The organism is Bacillus luti (assembly GCF_001884105.1).
Lineage (GTDB): Bacteria > Bacillota > Bacilli > Bacillales > Bacillaceae_G > Bacillus_A > Bacillus_A luti.
Window position 1 is genome coordinate 84,321 of record NZ_MACI01000038.1, and the last position, 25,782, is coordinate 110,102.

General features: G+C 34.2%; 22 protein-coding genes. 8 read left to right on the forward strand and 14 right to left on the reverse strand.

Features of this window, described 5'->3' with window-relative positions; translation table 11 throughout:
* Positions 1-14: 14 nt before the first annotated feature.
* From BAQ48_RS09465 to pelG, 5 genes are read left to right on the forward strand one after another with little or no spacing between them, the layout of a single operon-like run.
* Positions 15-1,238: a GAF domain-containing protein gene (locus BAQ48_RS09465; protein ID WP_071710871.1), complete on the forward strand. Its 1,224-nt coding sequence runs from the start codon at positions 15-17 to the stop codon at positions 1,236-1,238.
* A complete protein-coding gene (locus tag BAQ48_RS09470) occupies positions 1,238-2,158 on the forward strand; it encodes a tetratricopeptide repeat protein (protein ID WP_071710872.1) in 921 nt (306 codons plus the stop codon). The genes BAQ48_RS09465 and BAQ48_RS09470 overlap by 1 nt, the downstream gene beginning before the upstream one ends.
* Positions 2,142-3,974 carry a DUF2194 domain-containing protein gene (locus BAQ48_RS09475; RefSeq protein ID WP_071710873.1) on the forward strand — a complete coding sequence of 611 codons (1,833 nt, stop codon included), beginning with the start codon at positions 2,142-2,144 and terminating at the stop codon, positions 3,972-3,974. The genes BAQ48_RS09470 and BAQ48_RS09475 overlap by 17 nt, the downstream gene beginning before the upstream one ends.
* A 3-nt stretch (positions 3,975-3,977) precedes the next feature.
* A complete protein-coding gene (pelF, locus tag BAQ48_RS09480; protein ID WP_071710874.1) occupies positions 3,978-5,399 on the forward strand; it encodes a GT4 family glycosyltransferase PelF in 1,422 nt (473 codons plus the stop codon).
* Positions 5,387-6,841 (forward strand): exopolysaccharide Pel transporter PelG, encoded by a 1,455-nt coding sequence (gene pelG / locus BAQ48_RS09485; protein WP_071710875.1) that lies wholly within the window; start codon positions 5,387-5,389, stop codon positions 6,839-6,841. The genes pelF and pelG overlap by 13 nt, the downstream gene beginning before the upstream one ends.
* A 48-nt stretch (positions 6,842-6,889) precedes the next feature.
* On the opposite strand, the gene galE is transcribed toward pelG, so the two are convergent.
* Together galE and trhA are read right to left on the reverse strand one after the other, a co-directional pair.
* The gene (gene galE / locus BAQ48_RS09490) at positions 6,890-7,906 is read right to left on the reverse strand and encodes a UDP-glucose 4-epimerase GalE (protein ID WP_071710876.1); all 1,017 of its coding nucleotides are present in this window, start codon (positions 7,904-7,906) and stop codon (positions 6,890-6,892) included.
* Between the two features lie 171 nt (positions 7,907-8,077).
* Positions 8,078-8,725 carry a PAQR family membrane homeostasis protein TrhA gene (trhA, locus tag BAQ48_RS09495; RefSeq protein WP_000995377.1) on the reverse strand — a complete coding sequence of 216 codons (648 nt, stop codon included), beginning with the start codon at positions 8,723-8,725 and terminating at the stop codon, positions 8,078-8,080.
* 164 nt (positions 8,726-8,889) lie between these two features.
* On the opposite strand from trhA, the gene BAQ48_RS09500 reads away from it, so the two are divergent.
* Positions 8,890-9,453 carry a DUF1836 domain-containing protein gene (locus tag BAQ48_RS09500; protein WP_071710877.1) on the forward strand — a complete coding sequence of 188 codons (564 nt, stop codon included), beginning with the start codon at positions 8,890-8,892 and terminating at the stop codon, positions 9,451-9,453.
* 115 nt (positions 9,454-9,568) lie between these two features.
* Here the strand turns inward: BAQ48_RS09500 and BAQ48_RS09505 are convergent, their stop codons facing one another.
* From BAQ48_RS09505 to BAQ48_RS09515, 3 genes are all read right to left on the reverse strand, one after another.
* A complete protein-coding gene (locus BAQ48_RS09505; RefSeq protein ID WP_071710878.1) occupies positions 9,569-10,807 on the reverse strand; it encodes a hypothetical protein in 1,239 nt (412 codons plus the stop codon).
* 243 nt (positions 10,808-11,050) lie between these two features.
* A complete protein-coding gene (gene dbpA, locus BAQ48_RS09510) occupies positions 11,051-12,496 on the reverse strand; it encodes an ATP-dependent RNA helicase DbpA (protein WP_071710879.1) in 1,446 nt (481 codons plus the stop codon).
* Between the two features lie 177 nt (positions 12,497-12,673).
* Positions 12,674-13,705: an acyltransferase gene (locus BAQ48_RS09515; protein WP_071710880.1), complete on the reverse strand. Its 1,032-nt coding sequence runs from the start codon at positions 13,703-13,705 to the stop codon at positions 12,674-12,676.
* 240 nt (positions 13,706-13,945) lie between these two features.
* On the opposite strand from BAQ48_RS09515, the gene guaC reads away from it, so the two are divergent.
* Positions 13,946-14,929 (forward strand): GMP reductase, encoded by a 984-nt coding sequence (gene guaC, locus BAQ48_RS09520; RefSeq protein WP_071710881.1) that lies wholly within the window; start codon positions 13,946-13,948, stop codon positions 14,927-14,929.
* Positions 14,930-15,066: 137 nt separating this feature from the next.
* Positions 15,067-16,884: an oligoendopeptidase F gene (pepF, locus tag BAQ48_RS09525; RefSeq protein WP_071710882.1), complete on the forward strand. Its 1,818-nt coding sequence runs from the start codon at positions 15,067-15,069 to the stop codon at positions 16,882-16,884.
* Positions 16,885-16,920: 36 nt separating this feature from the next.
* On the opposite strand, the gene BAQ48_RS09530 is transcribed toward pepF, so the two are convergent.
* The 9 genes from BAQ48_RS09530 to walR all read right to left on the reverse strand — a co-directional run bounded on the left by BAQ48_RS09530 (position 16,921) and on the right by walR (position 25,464).
* Positions 16,921-17,799: a radical SAM/SPASM domain-containing protein gene (locus BAQ48_RS09530; RefSeq protein ID WP_000713627.1), complete on the reverse strand. Its 879-nt coding sequence runs from the start codon at positions 17,797-17,799 to the stop codon at positions 16,921-16,923.
* A 181-nt stretch (positions 17,800-17,980) separates the two neighbouring features.
* Complete coding sequence (gene rlmH / locus BAQ48_RS09535) at positions 17,981-18,460, reverse strand: 23S rRNA (pseudouridine(1915)-N(3))-methyltransferase RlmH (protein ID WP_001027003.1); 480 nt, start codon at positions 18,458-18,460, stop codon at positions 17,981-17,983.
* 59 nt (positions 18,461-18,519) lie between these two features.
* Complete coding sequence (locus BAQ48_RS09540; protein ID WP_001052827.1) at positions 18,520-18,705, reverse strand: CxxH/CxxC protein; 186 nt, start codon at positions 18,703-18,705, stop codon at positions 18,520-18,522.
* Between the two features lie 53 nt (positions 18,706-18,758).
* Positions 18,759-19,934, reverse strand: a complete 1,176-nt coding sequence (locus BAQ48_RS09545) for a S1C family serine protease (protein ID WP_071710883.1) — start codon at positions 19,932-19,934, stop codon at positions 18,759-18,761.
* Between the two features lie 63 nt (positions 19,935-19,997).
* On the reverse strand, positions 19,998-20,792 hold the full coding sequence (locus BAQ48_RS09550) for an MBL fold metallo-hydrolase (RefSeq protein WP_000522832.1): 795 nt from the start codon (positions 20,790-20,792) through the stop codon (positions 19,998-20,000).
* Positions 20,776-21,618, reverse strand: coding sequence for a two-component system regulatory protein YycI (locus BAQ48_RS09555; protein WP_071710884.1), 843 nt, complete (start codon positions 21,616-21,618; stop codon positions 20,776-20,778). Before BAQ48_RS09555 ends, BAQ48_RS09550 begins: the two co-directional genes overlap by 17 nt.
* Positions 21,599-22,915: a YycH family regulatory protein gene (locus BAQ48_RS09560; RefSeq protein WP_071710885.1), complete on the reverse strand. Its 1,317-nt coding sequence runs from the start codon at positions 22,913-22,915 to the stop codon at positions 21,599-21,601. Before BAQ48_RS09560 ends, BAQ48_RS09555 begins: the two co-directional genes overlap by 20 nt.
* Positions 22,912-24,753 carry a cell wall metabolism sensor histidine kinase WalK gene (gene walK / locus BAQ48_RS09565; RefSeq protein WP_071710886.1) on the reverse strand — a complete coding sequence of 614 codons (1,842 nt, stop codon included), beginning with the start codon at positions 24,751-24,753 and terminating at the stop codon, positions 22,912-22,914. The genes BAQ48_RS09560 and walK overlap by 4 nt, the downstream gene beginning before the upstream one ends.
* Positions 24,754-24,756: 3 nt before the next feature.
* The gene (gene walR, locus BAQ48_RS09570) at positions 24,757-25,464 is read right to left on the reverse strand and encodes a cell wall metabolism DNA-binding response regulator WalR (RefSeq protein WP_000971865.1); all 708 of its coding nucleotides are present in this window, start codon (positions 25,462-25,464) and stop codon (positions 24,757-24,759) included.
* Positions 25,465-25,782: the final 318 nt, after the last annotated feature.

Genomic DNA, 25,782 nt, shown 5'->3' on the forward strand with positions numbered 1-25,782 from the left:
GAAGGGGTCTATTTATGCACTATAAACAATCCAATTTATTCATGAAATTGATTGAACCTACTATTCTCTTTATTGCTCTATTTGTTCTCTCAATATTAACTGATTTTTTTACGTCTACACATGAATATTTCATACTTTTATTTATTACATTAATTATTTCTAGCCGATACGGTATATCAATTGCACTTTTCACATTCCTGGAATCAATAGTTTATATTTTTGTAAGCGGTATATATAAAGGTGATGATATACTACTTTACTTCTATTCATCAGATCATTGGATAAGCTGGATTTTCTTGCTTGTTGTTAGTTTATATTGCGGATTAATGAGTACTTCACAAAAAGAACGTTATGAAGATATACATATGATAAATACTGAACTCCAGTCTGAAAATAAAGAGCTAAAGTATGTTATTAAACAATTGGATGAAACACGTATTACACTTCGTTCTCGTGTGCTTGAATCAAACAATCATTTATCTAAAATGTACCATATGTTTAAAGCCTTAAATCATACACATCCTGAAATTGTATTAGATGAAGGCATGAATGTATTAAAAACATATTTTGGTGCGAAAAAAATTGGCATCTATCACGTAGATAACAATAAACAATCTCTTCGTATTAAATTAAGATCAGAAACTGGTGAAAATACTTTATCTCAATCAATTTTTGTTAAAAACGCTTCACCAGTCATCAAGAATGCGTTAGCGCATAATCGACCTTTTTTCCGTACAGAAGAAGATTTTCAAGACGCACCACTTTTAGTTGGTCCTGTCTTATTCCAAGATAATGTACAATACATCATTATCTTAGATGAAATTGAATTCTCCAAAATAACTTCTGAACAATTTGAACTCTTCACATGGTATTTACGCTGGATGGGTGACCGTTTACAAAACGCTTCCGATATTTGGATATCCAACCAAGAAGAGCGTACATTCCCTAACACGAGTATTTACTATGAAGACGAATTTGAACATTTGTTAGAAATCGAACAAAAACGTTACGAAACATTATCATATCCATATTCATATTTTGAATTCCATGCGTCACAGGACTCTTTACAAGCAATAAATACAATCTTAAAAACACATTTACGTGATATTGATATCTTCAGTTATAGTACAGTCCATCAAAAAATCATGATTTTATTACCTGGTACTGAAGAAAAGTTTTTATTACAAGTTAAAACTCGTATACAAAATGCGCTCTCTGCTGAAGGAGTGATATTCTAATGATTTTCCTCCTTTTTTATATTATATATGCTATTTTAATTTTTCTCTTATTTCGATTTACGAAAGGTTTAATGTCAGAAAATAAAAAAGGAATTATTGAATTTTGCTTAATTATCTCTCTTCTGTTCCCACTCCTTGGGCTTATTGTATCAGTAATCATGTTATTACTTAATATAAAGCGTTCCAAAACAGGGTGGTTACAGCAGTATTCTGATTATGTGTCCTTTCAGGTTGATAATTATGAAGATATTTTAGAATCAGCTAAACAGGATATGGACCTTATTTCATTTTCTTCCGGATTAGAAATTGATAAGCCAGAGTTACATAAACAACTCATTGTACAATTAAGTTCTTCCACTATTTCTAATGAAGGTGGATTATTGAAAGAAGCGATTCATCATAAAGATCCTGAAACTGTACATTATGCTGCAACTACGATTAATTTACTAAATGAACGTTATGAAAAACAGATTGGATACTTAAATAAACAATTTCTGCAACATCCCCAAAACGATATTGCAAAAGAATTAGTTTCTAATTATTTAAGGTATATAGAAAGTGGGCTACTTTCCAATCAACAGAAAGAGAAAACAATTAATGAATTTATGAGTCTCATTACGCAAAGTATAGAACTTTTCCCGGACGAATTGCTCTACTCTTTCCAGCTCGGAAATCTACTTCTATACAAAAAACAATATGTAGAATCCGAAGGACAATTTTCACATCTAATCCACCGTAATCCTGAATCATATTACGGTTATGTCGGATTACTAGAACTATACTACGAACAACAATTATGGGACAAACTTTATAAATTAATTGATAATCTAACATCTACAAAAAAAGTTCATATTTTACCACGTAAATATCAATTATTTGTAGGGCAGTTTGGAGGCATACACATTGAAGAAGAGCATTAATATATATATCGGGATCATCAGTATTACTTTACTTCTCTTAGTTTTCTCTATCCTTATATATCGAACAAATAATTTTTATCAATTTTTTTCTATTCCCAATACTAAAGAAACAGATACTGTTAAAGCAGTAACAGCGAAAGATGTAACTCCAAATGGTCAAGAAATGCAATTCTACGTTTTAACAACGGATAATAATTTAGGTGAGCAAGTTACGTTCCATACAAAAAAGGCAATGGATTACGCCCATCTACATTATAAGGATATTACAGCTAATGAAATTAAGACGCTTACTCCCTCTCCTTATACAGGAATCATTATTACGGGTGAAGTAATGGCGCAACTGCCACAAGCTGATATTCAAAATTTTGTACAGATGGGTGGAAGACTCATTATTGCCAACCGGCTCGATTCAGATCCTTCCTGGAACTCCTTATTTGGGATTAACCAAAAAGGAGGATTCACAGATGCAAAGGGATTAACTTTTGAACAAGTTTTATTCCCTGGATATCCAGATCTCTCAAACTCTTCTTCTCTATTTACACATAGCTCAATGGACATTGCACTAGATGAGAATACAACTGATCCTTGGATAACAGCCGAAGACCTTCCGATTCTTTGGACGAATGAATATGGTGATGGAAAAGTCTTATATTGGAATACAACAGCATTAAATAATAAATTAGGTAGAGGGATGTTTGTCCAATCACTTGGTACCATTTTCCCTACTTTTGCTACAGCACAACTTGGTGCAGAGATTATGTATATCGATGATTTCCCATCACCCGTACCAAGCGGTGAGCTAAAAAACTTAACGACCGAAAAAATTTCTGTTGAAGAATTTTATAAAAAACATTGGTGGAAGAATATGAAAGACATCTCTGACGAACTTCATATTAAATACACAGGGGTTGCAATTGGAACATATCAAAATAAGGTGAGGCCTCCTTTTGAAGATTTCGCTAATAAAAATAGAAATACCTATTTATTATTTGGAAGGGAATTGTTATCTCAAGGCGGAGAGATTGGAATACACGGCTATAATCATCAACCCTTATTATTACCAAAAGATCCGGTAGACAAATCGCTGGAATACATTCCATGGAATTCAAAAGAGGATATGGCTAATGCTTTAGATGCTCTACAAAAGCTCGCATATAACTTCTTTCCAAATGAAAAATTAAAAACTTATGTACCACCATCCAATATTATAAATACAACTGGATTAAATGTATTAAATGATAGTGTTCCTACACTAGAAACTGTTTCCTCCCTATATATAGGAAGTAGCAGTAACGGCAGCTTGATTCAGGAATTCGAGCAAGATAAACAGAACAAAAACATTTATCACTTCCCGCGCATTACGAGTGGTTATGCTATTTCAGACGAGGAACAGTTCATCTTAACCGATGTTACTGCAAATTTAGGTGTTATTTCACACTTCGTCCATCCCGATGATATTCTTGATGAAAAACGTTCAGGTAACTTAACTTGGGAAGAATTATTTAAAGCTTATAAAAAAACAATCTTTGAAATACGTGAAAGATATCCTTATATAGAAAGTATGACCCAAAGCGAAGCAACTGCTTCCATGAAAATTTATCAAACTGGTGATTTAGCTGTTTCTTATGAAGATGATGCTGTTCATATTGCATATAAAGGATTACCAAACCACACTTCAACGATTATACGTGTAGAAGAAGGAAAAAAATTAAAAACTGGTTCTTTCCCGTACGGTACAGTTACAAAACTAGATTCACAAATTTATAGCGTTACATTAAAAAAAGCCAACGCTACAATTCCAATTAAAGGAGCATAGCAAATGAGAATAGGTTTAGTCGTTGAAGGAAGTTACCCTTTTGTCAGTGGCGGAGTAGCAAGCTGGGTACAAATGATCATCCAACAATTTAAAGAACATGAATTCACCATATTTGCGATCGTACCACAAATAAAAACAGAAGAAGAATATCAATATGAGATTCCCAGTAATGTAAAAGAGATCATTATGATTCCCTTACAATCAGAAAGTGACTCAAAACATGTAAAAACGAATTTAACTACTGATGAAGTGCAAACCCTTCAAAAATGGTTTACATTTCAAGCTAACGATACAGCGGCATTACGTATATTAGGGAATAAACAAAAGTTAGGAACGCTTCACTCCTTCTTCGAAAGCCGTGAGTTTTATGAAATTGTTAAAGAGAGCTATATATATGAAAAAAGTAGTGGCTCTTTCTTAAATTATTTTTGGATGTGGAGGTCTATGTTCACACCAATCATTCAAATTTTACAAATTGATTTCCCAAAACTAGACCTTATCCATTCTGTATCAACGGGATATGGTGGATTACTTGGTGCGGCAATCAGTGCTAATTCTGATATACCATTTCTGCTAACTGAACACGGTATCTACTCTCGGGAACGTGAAGAAGAAATATTACAATCAACTTGGATACCAATTGAATATAAAAAAAGATGGGTTTCCTTCTTCCATCATTTATCTCACCAGGCATACGAACAGGCTGATGATGTAATTACTTTATTCGGTCGAAATAGTATATATCAAAAAGAACTAGGTGCTCCATCCCATAAACTAAAAATCATACCAAATGGAGTTACTCTATCTGATTATGTAGGACTTCGTAAATCAAAGTACAACCCAGAAAAACTCGTTATTTCCGCTATTATACGCGTTGTACCGATTAAAGATGTAAAAACGATGATTTATGCAGCTAAATTATTAGTAGAGAAAGGTGTACCTTTTATATTTTATCTACTAGGACCCGATACTGAAGAACCAGAATACGCCCAAGAATGTCGCGATTTAATTCAGCAATTAGGATTAAAAGATTATGTAATAATGACTGGCAGAGTGAATATTAAAGATTACTTAAAACAAACGGATATTCTCGTATTAACAAGTATATCTGAAGGACAACCTCTAGCTATGTTAGAAGGTATGGCCGCAGGATTACCATGGGTTGTTACGGATGTTGGTTCTTGTAAAGAATTAATTTATGGACAAGATGGCGATCCCTATGGTCAATGTGGATTTGTGGTACCACCTGTATCTCCTGAACAAGTTGCTACTTATTTAGAATGGTATTACCGTCATCCTGAATCTATTCAACAATTTGGAGATAATGGCCGAAATCGTATTGAAGCGCACTATCAATTATCAGGTGTCGTTGAAAGTTATCGTAAGCTTTACTTAGAAAGAGGCGAAAAAATGTGGCAGGCATAGGATTCCGATTACAAAAATTATTTCAAGAAGACTACTATTCTTCAAGGGTGAAAGCTTATGGGTTTTCGTTGTTTGTTACAGCAGGTCCTTGGTTAGTTGTTATTTTAGCAGTAACAGCTATTCGATATATTTTAAGTTTGTTCCATTCAATTTCAATTGAAGAACAGCGGCTTTTCACCATTTCCATTTCATACTGTTTTATTTTTTCGCAAATTATATACGGGGCACTGCAACTCATCGTAACTAGATATGTGGCTGACCTCTTATACGAGCAGAAAGCTGATAAAGTATTCTCTTCATTTTTAGGAATGACGAAGATTACACTTTTTTTAGCTATTATTTTATGGATGTTGTTTGCGTTTTTCACACCATTGGCCTTTTATTATAAAATTGTGATGTTATTTTTATTTTTAGCTTTAAATATCATTTGGATTCAATCCATTTATTTAACGGCAGCTAAAGATTATCAATCCATCGCTCTTGCCTTTTTAATTGGTTCCATTTTTTCCTTATCTGGAATTGCACTAATTGCTTACTGGCATCCCACACTCGGATTAGAACACGGATCGGCTCTATTGCTTTTAATTTCTTTTACAATCGGTACTTTCATTACATTAGTATGGTTAAGTGTCGTTATTGTACGAATGTTCCCAAACAGTGACGCTACTGAGCAATTTACTTTTCTTTCTTATCTAGATAAATATCCGGAACTGTTTTGGTCAAGCCTATTTTACAATATCGGTATTTGGATATGTAACTTTGTTATTTGGTTTGGAGAAGGACGAGGAAATATTGAAGATACATTTATTTATCATCAAATTTATGATACTTCTGTTTTCTGGGCATATTTAAGCATTATTCCAACCTACATATTCTTTGTAGTATCCATTGAAACAAGGTTTTATGAAAGATATAAAAAGTTCTTCGGTTCAGTAAACAATGGAGGAACATTAAATACAATTTTACAATTAAAAGATTCCATGAACTTTGTCTTAAAGCAAGAAATGGAACGTATACTTCGTAATCAAGGTATTTTTTCTTTACTTATTATTTTTATAATATGGATGTTTAGTTCACAATCTGGAAAAACGACACTTGAATACTCTATTTTGCAGCTAACTATAGTCGGGGCTTATGCAAATGGAATGGTCCTCGTTATTACGTTGCTACTTCTATACTTTGAGGATCGTAAAGGCGCCTTTCGAACATCGGCCTTATTCTTTTTTGCAAACTTAATATTAAGTCTCCTGCTACTTCCGTTTGGATTCAATGGTTACGGTATTAGTTTTGCAATCGGGTCTTCTATTACGTTCTTATATGCGATTTCCAGACTCTTTACTTACATTAAAGATATTGATTACTATACATTTTGCCAGTCAAATGTTCCTATAAAACAGAGAACTTTCTTTACTACATTAGCGAATAAACTTAATAGAAAATAAATATAAAAAATGACCTTTTGCTTATACAAAGGTCATTTTTTATATCCCTTAAACTTCTACGTAACCATTTTTATTATTTGACTGCCATTTCCAAGAATCCGCACTCATTTCTTCTAATCCACGTTTTGCTTCCCATCCTAGTTCACGTTTTGCTTTTGATGCATCTGCAAAACATACCGCCACATCACCAGGGCGACGATCTGTAATTTTATAAGGGATTTTCTTATTTGAAACCCTTTCAAAAGTTTCAACCATCTCTAACACACTATACCCTGTACCTGTGCCCAGATTATAAGCATCCACTCCTGTTGCATTCAATACTTTTTCAAGCGCCTTTACATGGCCATTTGCTAAGTCTACTACATGTATGTAATCACGGACGCCCGTTCCATCTTTCGTTGGATAGTCGTTTCCAAATACACTTAATTCTTCTAACTTACCTACCGCTACTTGTGTTACATATGGCATTAAGTTATTTGGAATTCCATTCGGATCTTCTCCAATTCGTCCACTTTCATGCGCACCAAATGGATTGAAATAGCGGAGTAACGCAATGCTCCACTCTTCATCTGCAAATGCTACATCACGCATCATTTGTTCAATCATTAATTTTGTTTGACCATATGGATTTGTTGCACTTAATGGAAATTCTTCCGTAATTGGTGATGTTTCTGGAATACCATATACTGTTGCCGATGAACTAAAAATCATCTTCTTCACATTACGCTTTTGCATCACTTCACATAATACTAATGTGCTAATAATGTTGTTGTGATAATACATTAATGGTTTTGCTACCGATTCTCCTACAGCTTTCAAACCTGCAAAATGAATGACAGCTTCTATTGTATTTTCCTCGAAAATTTTATTCAGCGCCTCGTAATTTACAAGATCCTCTTTATAAAATTTGAATTGTTTCCCCGTTATCTCTTTTACTCGATGAATAGACTCCACTGAACTGTTTGATAAATTATCTATTACAATAATTTCATAACCATTATTTAGTAATTCTACGCATGTATGACTACCAATATATCCTGCTCCACCTGTTACAAGTACTGCCATAATTCTAGTCCCCCATATCATATTTAATATGAATTCACCAAATTATACCATGTATTTATTGTTACATGTTTATTATGCGAACACAGAAACTCACATTTATTTTGTACAACACACAATTCTACTTCAACAATCAAAAAAGCCACATAATCTTTGTTATGTGGCTTTTTTATATTAAATTACGTAACAATATACACTTAGAAAATGCGCAAGACTACCTAACAATACAAAAACATGAAAAATTTCATGGTGTCCCATATATTTAAACTCCAACCATTTTGGCTTCGCACCGTAAATAAATCCACCAATTGTATAAAAAATCCCTCCAAGTACTAAGAAAGTAATACCTCCTGTACTTAAATTCTCAGCTAGCGGTGCAAAGAATAAAACAATTAACCAACCCATCAGAAGATAAATTGCGGTTGATAACCATCTCGGACAATTAAACCAAAACATTTTAAAAATAATACCAAAAATTGCGGTCGCATAAACTAAACAAAATAATAGCAAACCATTTGCCGAGTGTAATGTAATTAAGCAAAAGGGTGCATATGTACCTGCAATTAATATAAAGATCATAGAGTGATCTAACTTCCTAAAGAAATAAATAACACGTTCACTGGCTACAACACTATGATACACAGCTGACGCCATATAAAGGACCATCATCCCGATACCAAATAAAATAACAGCTGTAATTGCCGCGAAAGATGGCATCTTAACAGAAACCTTCACAAGCATAGCTAATAATGCAATAAATGATAATACAGCTCCTCCTAAATGAGTTAATGCATTAACCGGTTCTCTTACATAAGCATTCATATTAACACCCCTCATATAATTACATGTAGTTTTGATAACTACATGTAATTATATACACATTGTTCTTGTAGGTCAACATTTACAATTCATTTGTTTCGTAATACCATATTTAAAGATATACTAAACATTAAGTTCCACTAAGTTATAAAAGTGAGGGGTTCTACGTGGAAAATATAAATAAATTACTTGAATCATTACATTTAGAAAAAAATATTAAACTTGAGGATATCCCAAATGTCGATTTATATGTAGACCAAGTTGTTCAACTATTTGAGAATACTTATGCGGATACAACAAGAACAGATGATGAAAAAGTATTAACGAAAACAATGATTAACAATTACGCAAAAGGGAAATTATTCATTCCAATCAAAAATAAAAAATACTCAAAAGAGCATATGATTTTAATCAGCTTAATTTATCAATTAAAAGGAGCCCTCTCTATTAACGACATTAAAAGCTCCTTAGAAAATATAAATGAATCATTATTAAATGATGATACCTTTGAATTAGATACACTATATAAGGATTATCTCGCTCTTACTAAAATCAATGTTGAGGGCTTTAAACAAGACGTAAATAATCGTGTTTCAGAAGTAAGCGACATCTCTTCCTTGGAAGATCCAAACTTAGAGCAATTTTTATTACTAACATCTTTCGTAACTATGAGTAATATGTATAGACGCTTAGCTGAGAAGTTAATTGATGATTTAAAAGGATCTTACTAACGATAAAAACGCTACCTAACAATTAGGTAGCGTTTTATTTTATCTCGCATTATCTATTGAAGTAATTACTAGATTTTAATAACTCATACATGTAGCTATTCCAAGTATTATGCTTTTACTGTCTCTCTAACAACGATTCAAAGCGATCATAATACTCTTTGAATAATAATTTACACATAGAATAAAAAATACAAACATTCATTATAACAATAAACATTCCTGTATTCGTATTAGCGCCCGCATATAAAACCGTTCCTATATTTAAAAATATTGTTACTGATAATCCTAACGCTATTCCTGTCCACTTCATGTCATACAACAGTAAAAAGATCACGAATACTAATGCTGGGAAAGAATATCTTTCATGCATTTGTGTAGGTAACATAAAGAATGCGAAACTTATAAAAGTCGCGGCCTTCAATAAAATTGCTGTATTCATTTGGCGATGGAAAAAGACATACAAGCACATTAATGCTGAAGCGATAGACAAGAGTATTAACCCTACTGTTTTCAAAGTAATATACGGTAAGATTTGAATAGTATCCACTGTATCAGGGGTAGTACCAATTGCATAATACCAAATATTCATGGCAAATACGGTTACTGTTGGGAACGTACCGACTGCATCTAAATACGCTTGATCTAACATCATACTAAATGTTCCATGAGCTGCAAAATATAAACTAAATATTAATAAAGGTATACAGAATCCTATTACAAACTTAGCCAATTCCTTCCCTTCTCTTTTCTCCCATATTACTTTTAAGAAATACATAACAAATACAGGTGCAATTACAATTGATTGAAATTTAGCTAGTAATGCTACAGCATAAATAGCACCAGACCAAGTCGGCTTAGACATAAGTAATAAAAGGGAACTCACCATCAATATACTATGCAGCATATCTACTTGACCCCATATAGTCCCATCCACTATAACAGCAGGACTAAATGCAAAAAATGTTACTAACGCCGCTCTCACAATGGGATTACCTATTCTTTTTGAAGCTATAGCAAAAATAATTATAGCTATCACTTCAAATAAAATGGATGGCACTCTAATTAAAACACCCGCCGCTTCGACAGATATATTAAAAAATGACAATATCGCTCCGTAAACACCTAATATAGCTAAGAAAAATGGTGGATAGTTTACTAAATCCCCATGCGCGTACACATCACCTAGTCCATACTTACCTACAGTATTCATCCAGTCTACGAAAAAGAGTTGATCTCGTTCATAACCTTCTAAATGAAACGCTAAATATATACGTAATAAAAGAGATGCAACAACTACTACAATCAAATAAAAATGAAGCCAATTTAAACTCCACCTATCTCGAGTAAAACTCATTAATCAAACACCGTCCTTACTTTTTATAACTTACAACAATTGAATTAAAAATTGATTTACTTATATAAAAATATCCCTCTAAACGAATTAACAATTTTCCCATTCAATGGCAGAAAAAATCAAATGAATATACTAACATACAAAAAAACAATCGTCAATAACGCGTTATGTAAAGTCCTTTCAAATCGTCCACTCTAATGAAGTTTCAAAAAAACTATCCACCTTTACAGTGGATAGTTTCTCCTATTTAATCGCCTCATGAACTTTTAATTGTTTACCTTTTATTGTTGTATTCTTCATGACCTTTAAAACAAGTGATCCTTTTCCATTTAATATCTCAACGTACGAAACATTATCTTGGATTGTAATAATACCTATATCTTCAGCCGAAACACCTTGAATTTTAGCAATTGTACCGACGAAATCTACAGCCCTAATTTTCTTTTTCTTCCCGCCATTAAAGTACAATTTCATAATTCCTTTATTTATATCAGCATTTTTATCCTTCTTTATCATTGGTTTAGCATGTATTTTTTCTTCAAATACAGCCTTGCCTTTCATCACTTCTTCTTTTGAAGGTGCTTGTGCTTTCGGAATTGCAAATCCGATGTACGTCTCAATTTCTTCTAAAAATCTATTTTCATACGGCGTAATAAATGTAATAGCTTTTCCTTTCTTACCAGCTCGTCCTGTTCTTCCAGTACGATGTACATAACTTTCTTTTTCTAATGGAATATCGTAATTAATAACATGTGTAATATTATCAATATCAATACCTCTCGCAGCTACATCCGTTGCTACTAAATAACGGAACTTTCCTTTTCTAAAATCATCCATTACTTCAAAACGATCTTCTTGCACCATACCACCATGTATTTTGTCACAAGGGTAATTCACTCGTTTTAACTGTCTATATACATGATCTACGTTTTCTTGTGTACGGCAAAAAATAATGCAGCTGTCTGGATTTTCAATTGTTGTTACATCTTTAAGAAGTGAAAGCTTCTCTTCTTCGCTCACTTCAAAAAGGGTATGTTCAATTTTATCTGTTGTAATCCCAGCTGCCTTAATTTCAATATGCGTTGGTGAATTCATATATGTACGAGACAACTTTTCAACATCTTCTGGAAGCGTTGCTGAAAATAGCATTGTCATTCGCTTTGTAGGTAATTCATCAATAATTGCTTCTACTTGATCAATAAACCCCATATTTAGCATTTCATCTGCTTCATCGATAACTAAGTACTTTAGACGCTCTAAAGAAAGCGTACCTTTTTCAATATGATCTAATACACGACCAGGAGTACCCACTACAATATGTGTTTTTTGCTTTAACTCTAATTTTTGACGCGCAAATGGAGATTTCCCATAAACTGCGGCAGCCTTAATTCTTTTGAATCGACCTATATTCGTAATATCTTCTTTTACTTGAACAGCAAGTTCTCTCGTTGGTGTTAAAACTAATGCTTGTGGTTTATTCTCTTCCCACTCTACCATTTCACAAAGTGGTATACCGAACGAAGCCGTTTTTCCACTTCCAGTTTGCGATTTTACAACAAGATCCTTCTTTTGCAATGCAACTGGAATAACCTCTCCTTGCACTTCTGTTGGATGCTCATATCCTAAACCAGTCAATGCTCGTACTATTTCTTTATTTAATGCATAATTACTAAAGCTCTTTTTACTCATATATTAACCTCATTTGATTTTAAATTTAAATAATTATATTCTTTATGCCTCACGTTGCATTATACCGCAATACTATTGTTTTTAATTCATTTAAGTCACAATTTATCTAAGTATAATTTAAAAATAGTAAAGGGCAGTCTTAATAATAAGTCTGCCCCATCTACATCATATTAATTTTTACGGAACTAATCTTTTTACAACAGGTATCCTTTGCAACACTAATGTAATCACCATGCTAAGAACAATTGTAATTGTTACATTAATTGGTATTGCTAATATTGCATGCACACGTTCATTTACCTTAGGAAAAATGATGTACAGATAGTTATTTAATAAGAAGAAGTGGAGAATATAGATTCCAAGGCTCGCTTGATTTATAAAGCGTAATACGAATGGTAATTCTCGTTCTGAGTTTTGGAAAGCATATTTGAAAAATACAAATAGTCCAATTGCCATAAGTACAACACCTGGCGCAAAATATCCGTACCAGAACTGATCTAACTGTCCATTCGCTTTTACCGTATAGTGATATGTAATAAAGAATGTACTAATAAATCCTACAAGTCCTCCAATATAGGAAATATTTCTCCATTTTTTCGAAATATCATAATTAGATAAATAATAACCAAGTAAAAAGTATCCTACATAATTTGTAACGTAAAATAATTCAATATTAAAATTGATAGGATAATAATATTTTACTAAATTAACTACAACGGATGCATATAGCCATAAAATTAAAAAGTATTCTATCTCTCTTTTCTTAGCGTTCTTCACAAAGATTTTCAATAGAGGTGTAATTAAATATATCCCTACAATCATGTATAGGAACCATAAATGTCCCCCAATTGTATCCGTTAAAAAGTGTTTTATTCCTTGCTTGAAAGATGCTGGAAAATACCCTGCATATGCTCCATATGCATAAAATATAGCACTCCAAGCGATAAAGGGTATAATCACTTTACTTGCACGCTTCTGTAAAAATTCCCCGATCGGAATATCTTTCGTTCCCTTTAACAATAAAGCTCCACTAATCATCACGAAGATTGGAACACTGGCACGTGAAATGGATTCAAAAAGGTTACCAGCCATCCAGCGCGACACGTTATTTGTATCTAACATGGAAACATAACCAGCAGTAACGTGAATTGTAACAACTGCTATTGTCGCTAATACACGCAACCAATCCATATATACTAAACGTTTCATTAATGCCCCTCCTAAATTTACCTATTTAACTTTTCTTTTCCAAACATAATTTTACATCAAATGATGTTATGTTAAAACACATTTTCATCATATGGACCTATAACATACGTATATAAAATTAAATTTTTAAATATAAACATGAAAACCTTTGACTTATGCGTGAAAATAATGTAAATTATCCTTTGGACGAACATTTTTAAGCGAAATTAATAAAATATTCGTATTTTAGGGGTGTAAATGATGGAAAACGTATTCGACTATGAAGATATTCAATTAATTCCTGCAAAATGTATTGTAAACAGCCGCTCTGAATGTGACACAACTGTCACTTTAGGAAAACATAAATTTAAATTACCTGTCGTACCTGCAAATATGCAAACGATTATCGATGAAAGAATTGCAACTTATTTAGCTGAAAATAATTACTTCTATATCATGCATCGTTTCCAACCAGAGAAACGCATCTCATTCATTAAAGATATGCAATCACGTGGATTAATCGCTTCTATTAGCGTTGGTGTGAAAGAGGACGAGTATGAATTCGTACAGCAATTAGCTGCTGAGCAACTAACACCTGAGTACATCACGATTGATATCGCACACGGTCACTCTAATGCTGTAATCAACATGATTCAACATATTAAAAAACATCTACCAGAAAGCTTCGTTATCGCTGGAAACGTTGGAACTCCAGAAGCGGTAAGAGAATTAGAAAATGCTGGTGCTGACGCAACAAAAGTTGGTATTGGACCTGGTAAAGTGTGTATTACTAAAATTAAAACAGGCTTTGGAACTGGCGGTTGGCAACTAGCTGCACTTCGCTGGTGTGCAAAAGCTGCAAGCAAGCCAATTATCGCTGACGGTGGTATTCGTACACACGGCGACGTAGCTAAATCTATTCGATTTGGTGCGACTATGGTTATGGTCGGTTCTCTATTCGCTGGTCATGAAGAGTCTCCAGGGGAAACAATCGAAAAAGACGGCAAACTTTATAAAGAGTACTTCGGCTCAGCTTCTGAATTCCAAAAAGGTGAGAAGAAAAACGTTGAAGGTAAAAAAATGTTCGTTGAGCATAAAGGTTCTTTAGAAGACACTTTAATCGAAATGGAACAAGATCTTCAATCTTCTATCTCTTACGCTGGTGGAACAAAATTAGACGCTATCCGTACTGTAGATTATGTTGTCGTGAAAAACTCTATTTTCAACGGTGACAAAGTATATTAATTTTCAAATTTAACTCGAAGGCCAAGCATTTGTTATGCTTGGCCTTCTTTTCATGTATAAAAACATTAAATATTTTTATTTAACTGAATTTTCTAGTATCATATTTTTAGATAGTTAAAATAAGGGGGCTATAATAAATGAAACATGTAATCGAAAAACGCCTTATTCGTGCAGAAATTCCTATTGAACTAACATGGGATCTTTCCGATTTGTATAAGTCCGATGACGAATGGCATGCTGCATTACACGTATTGGAAAGTGATGTACAGAAACTCGATTCATTTAAAGGACACTTACATACTAGTTCCACTACTTTATTAAATTGCCTACTTTTAGAGGAAACACTTTTAATACAGTTAATAAAACTGAGTTCATACGCCAATTTAAAAGAATCTGCTGATCGTACAAATCCAGTTATTCAAGCGAACTCTTCTAAGATTTCTGATTTAGGAACACAAGTTCATACCGCACTTTCTTTTATTCATAATGAAATTCTTTCATTTGAAGAGGGATTGATTGAAAAATATTTAAATGAAGAAATAAAACTCGAACCTTTCCGTAAATCGTTACTAGAAGTGCTGAGCAAAAGACAGCACACTCTTTCACCTGAAACAGAAGAAGCACTTGCTGCACTAGGTGAAGTTCATAGTTCTCCCTACAAAATTTACGGCATGACTAAATTAGCTGATATGGACTTTAATTCTATACAAGACGAACAAGGAAATGATCTGCCTGTATCCTTTGCATTATTTGAAAGCAAATATGAATTTTCTCCAAGCGCATATATACGTAGAAAAGCATATTCATCATTTGTCTCCACTTTGAAACGATATAAAAATACAGTTGCCACAACATATGCTACTGAAGTAAAAAAACAAGTGACTCTTTCTCGTTTACGCAAATATGAATCCGTTACTCATATGCTTTTAGAACCTCAAAAAGTTCCACTTGAAATGTATAACAATCAACTAGATATTATTTATAACGAATTAGCACCTCATATGCGTCGTTTTGCAGATTTAAAAAAGAAAGTATTAGGGCTCGATCAAATGCTTTTCTGCGACTTACATGCACCTTTAGATCCCGAATTTAATCCAGCAATTACTTACGAAGAAGCAGGCAAACTCATTCAAGATTCTTTAAAAGTATTAGGCGATGAATATAGTTCCATAATCGAAAAAGGTTTCAAAGAAAGATGGGTAGATCTTGCAGATAATGTAGGAAAATCAACAGGTGCATTTTGTTCAAGCCCATACGGTTCTCACCCTTACATTTTAATTACATGGCAAAATACAATGCGCGGGTGCTTCACATTAGCACATGAATTCGGACATGCTGGTCATTTTTATTTAGCAAATAAAAACCAGCGTGTTATGAATGTACGTCCATCTATGTACTTTGTTGAAGCACCATCAACGATGAATGAATTATTACTAGCACAACATTTACTTACAACAACCAAAGATAAGAGAATGCGCAGATGGATCATTCTACAACTACTCGGCACATATTACCATAATTTCGTTACCCATCTACTTGAGGGAGAATACCAAAGAAGAGTATATACCCTAGCAGAAGAAGGACAAGCACTTACAGCAACAACTTTAACCGAAGTAAAAACAAATGTCCTTTCTACATTCTGGGGAGATTCTGTAGAAATTGATGAAGGGGCTGGCTTAACTTGGATGCGTCAACCTCATTATTATATGGGATTATATTCTTACACATATTCTGCAGGTCTCACTGTATCGACTGCAGTAGCCCAAATGATTAAAGAAGAAGGACAACCTGCTGTTGATCGCTGGTTAGATGTGCTTCGCGCTGGCGGTACGATGAAACCACTCGAATTAATGAACCATGCTGGAGTAGATATGTCCAAACCAGATGCAATCCGTAAAGCCGTTTCTTACGTCGGTTCCTTAATTGATGAATTAGAACGTTCTTACCAAGAATAAAAATAAGCCCTCGCTTTACGAGGGCTTATCCTATATTTACTTCCCAAATCTTTTTCGGTATCCACATTTCCTACATAGCTCTTCGACTGCAACTCTCTTCGAAAATCCATCTACAATATTTTGTGCTCTTTCACCTTCTATAATGTTAGAAAATGAATCACTATTAATATTGCCAAGATTAATAATTCCTTCACCATCTAAGCAACAAGGAATAACTGTTCCATTCGCTAAAATACCCGCTTGATTTCGAAGACCATGACAGAATCCTTTTCCATCATCCTCTTCCTCATGTAATGCCGGCCACTGGAATTCATAGTCCTGATTAATAAAGACGCGTTCCGCAATTTTTATACCTTTTCCCGGAGTAAGCTTCTCTTCAATTTGATAAGGCAGATCAAATTCATTTTCAATTATAGATAATAAATCTCTATTTTTCTGAATTTCAGCATTTGTTTTATTATCCTGCGTTAAATTCCATAACCTTAATGAAACGATTAGATCCGATTGGCTAGTCGCCTCTCTAATGAAAGAAAGTATACTTCTTACATATCCTTCTTTGTCTTGTGACCCTGGGTGTCCATCAAAACTGTGCAGTGAAAAATTCATTTGTCTTAGAGCAGGCTTATTTAACAGTCTATGCCTTCTCTTATTAATTAACGTTCCGTTCGTTGTAATATTAACTTTAAACCCTTTTTCATGGCTTAAATCTAATAACTGGTCTATTTTCGGATGCAGCAATGGCTCACCCTTCACGTGCAAATAAATGTAGTCTGTATGAGGTTTAATTTGGTCTAATCTTTTAGCAAAATCCTCCACAGAAATGAACTGCTTCTGCCTTTCCGTCGGCGGACAAAAGCTGCACGCAAGATTACATACGCTCGTAATCTCCAAGTAAAACTTTTTAAACTTCTTCACCTTTAACTCCTCACTTCTATGACTACTTATAATTTTTCCTCTTCATATTACAGCATATTTTTTTAGAAATAGAAACATACTTATTTTAGGAAATCTACATACAGCCTATTAATGTTCAAAAGACCATCGGTGATTTTTGTCCAATGGTCTTTTTTACTCTTTTTATATACAAAAGGCAATTTTATTTATGATACGGTTCTCCACGATTAATACGAAATGCTCTATACACTTGCTCAAGCAATACTAATCGCATTAATTGGTGTGGTAATGTCATCTTTGAAAAAGAAAGTGACTCATTTGAACGCTTCATTACTTCTGAACTTAGTCCAAGTGATCCACCAATTACAAATGCCACTTTACTCTTTCCATATGTAGCAAGACGATCTAGACTTACCGCAAATTCTTCTGATGATTTTTGTTTTCCTTCTATCGCTAACGCAATGACATGCGTATCATCAGAAATTTTATCCAGTATACGTATACCTTCTTTTTCCTTTACAATTAGCATTTCAGCTTCACTTAAATTTTCTGGTGCCTTCTCATCTGGTAATTCAATTACCTCTACTTTTGCGTATGCAGATAATCGTTTTAAGTATTCTGCTATACCTTGTTTTAAATATTTTTCTTTTAATTTTCCAATTGAAATAATCGAGATATTCACACGTATTCCCCACCTTACAAACATGTTATCCACATAACTTATCCACATATCCACAATTGTTACCCACATATTGTGTGAGAATCTGTGTTCGATACAACATATGTCGCCTCATTTTGACAAAATTCACATGTTTTTTTCTCTTTTTCAGAGTTATCCACATTGTTGATAACCGGTGCAACTTCACATTCATCCACAATAATATCCAGCGCTAATTCCACATGTTCTAAACAACAAGGTAAATTCATATTCTTCACCTCACTTTTCTACAATAGAAAACAGGAGGTAAGCCCTCCTGTTTTTAATACTTTTGAATGCCTAACTTCACTGTTGTTGTTGCTCGTTTTGTACCACGATAAAACGTCAGAGTCATTTTATCATTAATTTTCTTATCATATAAGGCCGTGCGGAACCCAATAATATCGCGGATCGGTTTTCCATCTACCGCCACGATAACATCATGCTCTCGTAAACCAGCTTCTGCACCTGGCGAAGGACTTTTCACATCTAAAATGCAAACGCCCTCCTTCACATTTCCTGGTAACTGTAATGTTTTCGACCAATGATAGCTCGGAATTTCATTTAATGACCTAAGTTCAATTCCAACATAAGGTCTTCTTACTTTTCCGTACTTCTCAAGTTCATTCATAATTGGAACAGCTCTAGTAACCGGAATTGCTAGTCCAATTCCTTCTACTTCTTTTGCCGCAATTTTCATTGAGTTAATACCAATTAATTGCCCCGCTGCATTTATAAGCGCGCCCCCACTATTACCTGGATTAATCGCTGCATCTGTTTGCAATACTTCTACTTGCCAATCGTAATGACCATCTTGATCCAAATCTACCGGAACAATGCGTTCACTAGCTGAAATAATACCTTGTGTAACAGTCCCAGAAAATTGTAGTCCGAGCGGGTTTCCGATCGCAATAACCGGTTCTCCTCTGCGAACAGTATTAGAATCTCCAATTTCAATTACTTTTTTCACATACTTCGCATCTATTTCTAATACAGCTAAATCTGTGACTACATCGGTTCCTAATACTTTTGCTGAAACTTTTTTGCCGTCACTTAGGCTCACTTCAATACGATTCGCTCCAGCAACAACATGGTTATTTGTTACAATGTAAGCACGATCACCAGTCTTCTTATAAATGACACCAGATCCTGTACCAGCTTCAGAATCCGCTTCTGAAAAATCATCTCGTTGAATATTAATCACACCGACAACAGCTTCAGAAGCCCGATCAACAGCATCCACAAAGCTAATCTGTTTAATCCCTTGAGCTTCAGCCATATTACTTCCGCTTGCTTCCGCTTGCGGGAGCGATCCCGTATTGTTTGAAAATAAAGGAGCTCCAAATGCAAACAATGAAGCTCCAACAATTGTTCCCGCTATGCTAGAAATAACAATACCTTTTCGCTTCTTTTTCCCTGCACGTTTTATACGATATTTTTCTTCATCAATAAAGGACATATTTGTTCACCCATCTTCCTGAAAACAACTATATTCACCTTTATTGTTTACTAAAATGAAGAATTATACGTATTGAATTTTTGTAGGCATTTTTGGATCTGTATCGTGAATTTCAAAGGATTCTCCTACTCCAAACCCCTTTTCCTCCAGTACTTGCGATACTGACATGCGAGCTAGCTCTTTCATATTATTATCTAAACTTAAATGTGCTAAATAAATATGTTTTGTCTCATCTGTAATTACATCCGCCATAGCTAATGCAGCATCCTCATTACAAACGTGCCCCACATCGCTTAAAATACGTCGCTTGATGCTCCACGGATAACGCCCCATACGAAGCATTTCCACATCATGATTACTTTCAAATACGAAAGCATTCGCTCCCTTAATAACACCTTTCATACGGTCACTGACGTATCCTGTATCTGTAATAAGGGCTAACTTTCTATTATTGTTATGAAAAGCATAAAACATCGGCTCTGCCGCATCATGAGAAACGCCAAATGACTCAACTTCAATATCACCAAATGTTTTCACATCCCCAACTGAGAAAATGAACTTTTGCTCAGTTGGGATATTTCCTATTAAATGTTCCATTGCATTCCATGTTTTCTCGTTCGCATAAACAGGTAAATCATATTTACGCGCCAATACACCTAATCCCTTAATATGATCACTATGCTCATGCGTTACTAGGATGCCTGATATGTCATTTATATTCAGTTCAGCTTGTTTAAATAAAGCCTCTGTAGCTTTACCACTTAAACCTGCATCGACAAGTAATTTTTTTTCATCTGTTCCTACATATAGCATATTCCCTGTACTTCCACTTGCAAGTACGCTAAAATGCAACCCCATTCTTTCTCACTCCAGTATGTTCATCAACCACTTGATTTTCCTTTTCCCCTAATTCCATAACCTGTCCTTCAATCGCATTCACAAAGAAATCCTGCTTCTGATCCGTTTTTAAATTCCATGTAGGAGCGAGCACTTGGTTATTAGAAGTAGATGCGGTAAGGGTGGCATAACCGATTTGCGCTTCTTTTACATGCGTATTACCATGAACTTTATTTTTTAAATACAAATTTTCTAAAGCCGTTTGGGCAGTAATAATTTCTTGCTGTTTCGTTTTCTCACTTTCGCCCATTTCTTTTAAATCCGTTAGCATCGTCTGTGTGTACGATACAAGTTCATTTTTTTCATTTAATTCCACAACAATCATTGCCTGATCGTTATAGAAAATAGGCTTATCTTTATATTTTTGGAAGAAGTAAATTTTAGAGTCTTTCATCACTCCAAACTCATACTTTTGTCCATCTAATACATAGTTCTTCAAAAATTCATTATACTTATCTTTTGATAATGATTTTGTATTTAAAAAAGGTTCTTTTAACTTACTTTCTATCTTGTACATATTTTGCATATGCGCCGTTTGATTTTTTAAAGACTGTATATCTTCTTCTTTAAAGGCCTTGTTTTCCGCCCTAATAAACGACTCTTTTTTCGGTTCTTTAGGGAAATTACCCATAGTAATTTTGTTTGCTTTTAATTCTTGATCTATTTTTGTTTCTGCAATAAGCTCCAATTGATTACTATCTTGCTTTTGAATGAATTGAAAAATGAGAAAGAGGTCCAAAACAAAAAAGGTCACAATAAATATGGTTTTAATCCGATCCCAATCCATTTAGTCCTCCCTCACTCCACTCATATATTTTTTGTTTACCAGCCTCATCTTCAGCAAGCTTTACATACCAAATTGGCTGTAATCGAACTACTTGCCCATCTAGTGATAACTTGTACCCAATACCAATGTCTTTAATTAATTGTTTATTTATCTCTGTATTCTTTTCTAAGGATGCTATCACAACGTGACCTGATGGAAGGGTAACATTCTGTTCTATGCCCTTCGTATTTAAAGATAGCAACGGTCTTTCATATTCCATCACTTCTTCTGATCCCCATACTTGTCTTAATTCAGCTAATCCATCCGTATTGAATACGGAATATCCATCTTCATGCAAACGAAACACTGTCTGTCCTTTATTCACATAATCTAAACGATATGAATCCAAGCTCCCACTGTGACCACTCACAAATTCAAAACTTTTTTGTAAAAGCATTAAATTATCTATAGGTTTCTCATTTGATACAGAAGAGTTTTTATACTTTAGCATGTGATGATCGTGTTCAATCTCCATGGATCTAATACCATCTGTAAATGTTTCTTTCGATTCCTCTGTAATAGGACTCAAATAACGCGGATCGCTAAAAAGAGCATTTTTAAATGTATCCACCGCTAAATTAGATGAAATATATGTGATATTATTTAATTCTGTCGTTCCATCTGGCAAAAACAACTTTTTCATATCATTAATTTGATAATCAAAATATGGTTTTGCTGATACTATAAATTGATTTTGTGCATTAACAATATCTTTTAAATACACACCACTTAATTTTGCTTCATATATTCTAAAGTTATCGTCATAAGACACAAAGTTAATTTTAATTTCCTGATCCCTACTTCGAGAAGGATCAAGAATAATACGATTAAAATGTTTAGGCTTATCTATACTTTTTTCTTTCAGATTAAACATAGATTTGACTGCATCAAATGGGATATTGGTAGGAAAAAGAAGCTCAATTTTCCCTTCACCATGTACATAAGAAAGGAAATCACCCTTAGCAACCGAGATTTCTCTAAAATCATGTAACTCTCCTGTTTCCAAAGGTCTATAGATTGACTCTATATCTTCCTCTTTTTTGCTCCCATAATGATTTTTATCTTTATGCACAATGATAGAAGTGGGACGGATTACATCGGAAATTTTCGTTTGACTGGTTCCTTCATTACCCTGCACAAATTTTGCATTTTGCATGGAAGTGGAGTCTGGCACATATGTCCATAAGTTAAAAGTAAGGAATAGACTAATTACAACTAAATTAATTAAAACTATCGTTTTAAAGTTTTCCATACTCATTCCCAATCGTCCTCTTCATCCGCTGCCATCGGCAATGTGAAGTAAATAGTCGTCCCTTTTCCTTCCTCACTTTTCGCCCAAATCGAACCACCATGTGCCTCAATCATTTCTTTCGCAATCGCTAATCCAAGTCCTGTACCACCCATTTGTCTTGAACGTGCTTTATCTACGCGATAAAAGCGTTCAAAGATTTTATCAACGTTTTCTTTCGGAATACCCATTCCTTGATCACTTACACTAATCTCTAATAAATCACCACGATCACGTAAGCGATATGTTACCGTTCCACCTTCTGGTGAATACTTTAATGCATTAGAAATAATGTTATACAACACTTGAGTAATTTTGTCCGTATCCATATCAATAAATCGAGACTTTTTCGAGAAAGATCGCTTGAAACTTACATTTTGCTCTTTAGACATTTCAAATCGATCAATAACGTTATTAAAGAAGTCAGTAAAGTCGACCCATTCTTTCATTAAACGATGTTCTGTACTATCGAGTTTAGATAGTTGCAACAACGCATTTACAAGTCTAATCATTCTTTCTGTTTCTTCTTGTGTAACTGTTAAAAATTGTGGTGCAATATTCGGATCTTGCCATGCCCCATCCGTAAGCGCCTCTAAGTAACTACGCATTGTTGTTAATGGTGTTCTTAATTCATGAGAGACGTTCGCCACAAACTCACGACGTTCTCGCTCTATACGCTCCTGCTCTGTTACATCGTATAATACAGCAATTAAACCATTTGCCTTCCCAGTCTCTTTTTGAATAACCGAGAAACTAGCACGTAAAATATAAGGTTCATTTCTTGTACTAAAATCTAATAAAACCGAGTCTGGTTCTTCGTATAAATGATCAAGCGTAAACTCTTCTTGTATCCCTAATACTTCTAAAACAGATTGATCGAGCGCTGTTTCACGCGAAACATTTAGCATTTTTTCCGCAGGATCATTTAATAAAATAATATCTCCTTTTCGGTCAGTAGCAATTACTCCGTCTGTCATATGTGATAAAACGGATGATAATTTACGTCTTTCACTTTCTGTTGAAGAACGGGCTTGTTGTAATTTTTTTGATAAATTATTGAAAGATAATGCTAGTTGTCCAATTTCATCATGGCTATGCACTTTTACTTTTCTCGAATAGTTTCCTTTTGCCATTTCAATTGCTTGTCTTCGCATATCTGAAATTGGTCTCGTAATAGTTTGAGCCAACAAAATTCCAAGTACAGCTGTTACGAGCAATGCAATAACGGTTCCCGTTGCAAAAATTTGATTAATATCCTTCATCTGCTTATAAACATCTTCCATAGATGCAACAACATAAATAACACCAAGTGCATCTTTGTTGTTATCATCCAGAATAGGAGTAATCATAACTTGAACACGATGGCCCGTGCGACCATCTTTCTCAATTTTTACTTCAGGCTTTTTTTGCACCAATACCCGCTGAACAGCTATATCAGTTGAGGTTCTATTCACCTTATTTTGCTTCGATTCATCTGAAATAGCTAGTAACTTTCTATGCGAATCAAATACACTGACCTCTTGAATATCTTTCTTTCGATCAGAGGCAAATTTTCGAATTGAAGTTTTAATCGTTTCATCTGTTGACTCTGTTTCTGCTTTTGTATAACTTTTTTTAAACTCTTGTTTCAAGTTATATGCTAATAAGTTCGTTTGCTGCGTTAAAGAATCTCTAAAACCTTGTACAAGACTCTTTTCTAACTCTCTTACGAAATATACCCCAATAACCTGCATAGCTATCAATATTAATAGCATATATATGAGTACAAATTTTAAATGAATAGATTGAAAAAAACCAACTTTCTTCATATACTATTCCTGCTCTGGGTCACGCAAGTAATACCCTACTCCACGTCTAGTTACAATTAAAGTAGGATGACTTGGATTATCTTCAATTTTTTCACGTAAACGACGTACTGTTACGTCTACTGTACGAACATCTCCAAAATAGTCATAACCCCAAACTGTTTGTAATAAATGTTCACGTGTCATGACCTGTCCTAAATGTTTAGCTAAATAATGTAGTAATTCAAATTCACGATGTGTAAGCTCAATATTTTCTTCACGCTTCGTTACACTATAGGCATTTGGATTAATAACAATTGGTCCAATAACCATTTCTGTATTTTCTTCTTTTTCTGCAGCACCACCTTGCTGATGGCGGCGTAAGTTCGCCTTCACGCGAGCAAGTAATTCCCTCGTACTAAACGGCTTCGTTACATAATCATCTGCCCCAAGCTCAAGCCCTAATACTTTATCAATTTCAGAATCTTTTGCTGTAAGCATAATAATTGGCATTTCTGAGCTTTTACGTATTTCACGGCAAACCTCTAAGCCATCTTTACCTGGTAGCATAATATCTAATAAAACCATATCTGGCTGTTCTTCATTCGCTTTTTCAATCGCTTCATCACCATCATGCGCCATTACAATTTCAAAACCTTCTTTTTCTAGGTTGAACTTCAAAATATCCGCAATCGGCTTTTCATCATCAACTACTAAAATTTTCTTTCCCATCATCGTCTATTTCCTCCTTATAAAAATATGGTCAATATCCCTAAACACATTGATGTCTACATAGTATGTCCCTATATGACCGCATCTTTTGCTTAAGTACTTTCTCCTCTATTCTCACAGACTCATGTATGATCCACTTTTACACGGAATCCTATACGATCTATAGAAAAACCTCTAGCTTCAACTGCTAGAGGCTCCTCATTCTATTTTAAAATAACTACCCGCTTTTGTAAAATTACACAAATAAAAAGGATATTAAGTGGGCCCACTTAATATCCTGAGAGTGGCTCGGGACGGAATCGAACCGCCGACACGAGGATT

Bases quoted from the DNA above. Each gene is read 5' to 3' on its own strand.
- BAQ48_RS09555 (WP_071710884.1), bottom strand. From the start codon at position 21,618: ATGGATTGGGATCGGATTAAAACCATATTTATTGTGACCTTTTTTGTT.
- BAQ48_RS09515 (WP_071710880.1), bottom strand. From the start codon at position 13,705: ATGAAACGTTTAGTATATATGGATTGGTTGCGTGTATTAGCGACAATA.
- BAQ48_RS09470 (WP_071710872.1), top strand. From the start codon at position 1,238: ATGATTTTCCTCCTTTTTTATATTATATATGCTATTTTAATTTTTCTC.
- pelF (WP_071710874.1), top strand. From the start codon at position 3,978: ATGAGAATAGGTTTAGTCGTTGAAGGAAGTTACCCTTTTGTCAGTGGC.
- BAQ48_RS09465 (WP_071710871.1), top strand. From the start codon at position 15: ATGCACTATAAACAATCCAATTTATTCATGAAATTGATTGAACCTACT.
- BAQ48_RS09550 (WP_000522832.1), bottom strand. From the start codon at position 20,792: ATGGGGTTGCATTTTAGCGTACTTGCAAGTGGAAGTACAGGGAATATG.
- BAQ48_RS09505 (WP_071710878.1), bottom strand. From the start codon at position 10,807: ATGAGTTTTACTCGAGATAGGTGGAGTTTAAATTGGCTTCATTTTTAT.
- BAQ48_RS09540 (WP_001052827.1), bottom strand. From the start codon at position 18,705: ATGAATTTACCTTGTTGTTTAGAACATGTGGAATTAGCGCTGGATATT.
- pepF (WP_071710882.1), top strand. From the start codon at position 15,067: ATGAAACATGTAATCGAAAAACGCCTTATTCGTGCAGAAATTCCTATT.
- dbpA (WP_071710879.1), bottom strand. From the start codon at position 12,496: ATGAGTAAAAAGAGCTTTAGTAATTATGCATTAAATAAAGAAATAGTA.
- BAQ48_RS09545 (WP_071710883.1), bottom strand. From the start codon at position 19,934: ATGTCCTTTATTGATGAAGAAAAATATCGTATAAAACGTGCAGGGAAA.
- guaC (WP_071710881.1), top strand. From the start codon at position 13,946: ATGGAAAACGTATTCGACTATGAAGATATTCAATTAATTCCTGCAAAA.
- walK (WP_071710886.1), bottom strand. From the start codon at position 24,753: ATGAAGAAAGTTGGTTTTTTTCAATCTATTCATTTAAAATTTGTACTC.
- walR (WP_000971865.1), bottom strand. From the start codon at position 25,464: ATGATGGGAAAGAAAATTTTAGTAGTTGATGATGAAAAGCCGATTGCG.
- BAQ48_RS09560 (WP_071710885.1), bottom strand. From the start codon at position 22,915: ATGAGTATGGAAAACTTTAAAACGATAGTTTTAATTAATTTAGTTGTA.
- trhA (WP_000995377.1), bottom strand. From the start codon at position 8,725: ATGAATGCTTATGTAAGAGAACCGGTTAATGCATTAACTCATTTAGGA.
- galE (WP_071710876.1), bottom strand. From the start codon at position 7,906: ATGGCAGTACTTGTAACAGGTGGAGCAGGATATATTGGTAGTCATACA.